General features: G+C 62.8%; 2 protein-coding genes. One reads left to right on the forward strand and one right to left on the reverse strand.

The features are described 5' to 3' along the window. Positions 1–339, forward strand: a 339-nt coding sequence (locus AC0AP0_RS12715) for a 3'-5' exonuclease (RefSeq protein WP_490430751.1), incomplete at its 5' end; no start/stop codon positions are given. Between the two features lie 52 nt (positions 340–391). On the opposite strand, the gene AC0AP0_RS12720 is transcribed toward AC0AP0_RS12715, so the two are convergent. Continuing rightward, a partial coding sequence (locus tag AC0AP0_RS12720; protein ID WP_490430752.1) for a zinc-dependent metalloprotease occupies positions 392–2,035 on the reverse strand: 1,644 nt, incomplete at its 5' end.

Genomic DNA, 2,035 nt, shown 5'->3' on the forward strand with positions numbered 1-2,035 from the left:
CGGGTGCGCACGGAGTCAGGCTGGCAGAACCAGTCGGTCGATCTGAGCAAGCAGGAGGTGCTGGAGCAGCTGGAGGGCGGCATGGGCCAGGGGCGGGTCACGGTCTCCACCATTCACGCCGCCAAGGGGTTGGAGTTCGCCCATGTCTTTATCGTGGGCTGTGCTGAGGGGCTGATTCCCTTTGGCTCCCCACCGGAAGGGGATGCCCTGGAGGAGGAGCGCCGCCTTATGTATGTAGGGGTGACCCGGGCCGAGGACACCCTCCACCTTTCCTATGCGGAGCACAAGGACGGCAGCGCCTTCGTCCGACGCGCCCCCAGCCGGTTCATTCACCGCTGAGCGCTATCGTCTTGATCTTCGAATCGTAGGGGATTGGGAGTGCGATTCAGATTTAGTTCTTTTCTGAATCGCCCCTGTCTGAGTCGTTCTGATCCGGGTGACCGTCGTCGGTGTCCTCGCAATCGTTACCAGCGCTCTTCTGATTGCCGGGAGTCTGGTGGTCCGAATGTTCCTGGTCATGAGAAGCGTCGGAGTCTGCAGCTTGAGAATCTGAAGTTCCTGAGTCTGCGGGGGTGGTCAGATTGGTAGAGGATTCCTTCTCCTCGGCATTCAGCAATTTGTCCAGCTCGGCATCCCAATCCACTGAAGTGGCGGGAGTGTCGGCCTTCTGCTCGGATTGCCCCTCTGCAGAGGTCGATGCTCCACCCTCGTCGGATTCCTCCTTGACGGGCAGGGAAGGCAGCAAATCAGGATGGGACCAGTGGCTGTCACGGCCCTGGACCCCTTCGTCGGCGGTGATGCGCTCCCAGAGGTCGGCGGCCTCACGTAGCTGCTTGGGATGAAGATGCAGGCCCAGCAGGGACTCGAAGGTCTGTTCGGCCGGCCCACCCACGGCGCGCTCGCGTCGGGTCATCTCCCGCAGCTGCTCCAAATGGGGCAGGTGGGCCATGCCGGCGTTCCAGACCACGCAATCTACCCAGCCGTCGACTAGTGCCAGCAGGTCGCCCAGGCTGTGCAGGGCCTCTTTCTGCTCAGGGGTGTCCTCGATGCCGACATTGCTGAGGTTGATGGCGCCAGCGATAGATTCTGGGTTGATTTGCTCAGCATCGCGCAGCTGGTCCTCCACAGCGTCCAAGTCGATGGAGACTCCGCGGGCATACTTGCCAATCAGGGCCTCGAAGCGCGGCATCAACCAGGGGACGGCGGCGTAGAGCCGGGCGTGGGCGGCCTCCTTGAGGGCCATGTAGCGGGTGACTTCGTCCAGATCCAATTCAAGGGATTTGGCGTAGGCTTTGATGTTCTGCGGTATAAGGGCTCCGGCGGGGTTCTTCAGCAGCGGGATTCCCTGGTCGAATCCTCCTCGGACCTCCTTGGCCAACTCGCCGGCGGCCTGCCCCAGCTGCATGGCGAAAGAGGTGTTTCCCAGCAGCTTCATCAGCGTGGTGGGATCCTTGAGGTTGTCGGGTAGTGGAATGGGCACAGGTCCGGCGAACATTCCAGAAATCTCGCCCTGGTCGAAGCCTTGGAAGCGCTGGCTTATGACGGAGGTCAAGGCGTCGCTGACCGCCTGGGCCACCGGGGAGGCGAACTTTACCCAGGCGTCTATGCTGCCCTCGATCCATCCGGCGCGGGTCAGGGCTTCGGTCTGGCCCGGGGCGGGATCGAAGGCGCAGACGGTGTCCAGCCAGAGGTTGGCCTCGCTCATGACCCGGGCCACCCGGTCGCTGTCCTCTGCTGTAACTGTGGTATCGGACTGGTCGGCCCTAGTGCGCCCCAGGGCGATGTTCTTGGCCAGTGCAATGTTGATGGGCCCCTGATCGGCCTGGGCCTGCATGTCAGCGGGAGTGTTCAGCCCTCCGGCCGTGAAAGCCTGAATCAGGGCCTGGACCTCGGCGGGTTTGGGCAGCTGTTCGGCTCCCTGAGCCGCCATCTGGGAGCGGATGGACTCAGGCAGCTGAGAGAACTGACTCCAGGCCAGCTCGCCCTGCACCGGGCCGAAGCACTCGATGAGCCATTGGTGGATTGCATTCTCGTC

The sequence above is a fragment of the Bifidobacterium sp. POST2/T3 (B1) genome, assembly GCF_058197115.1.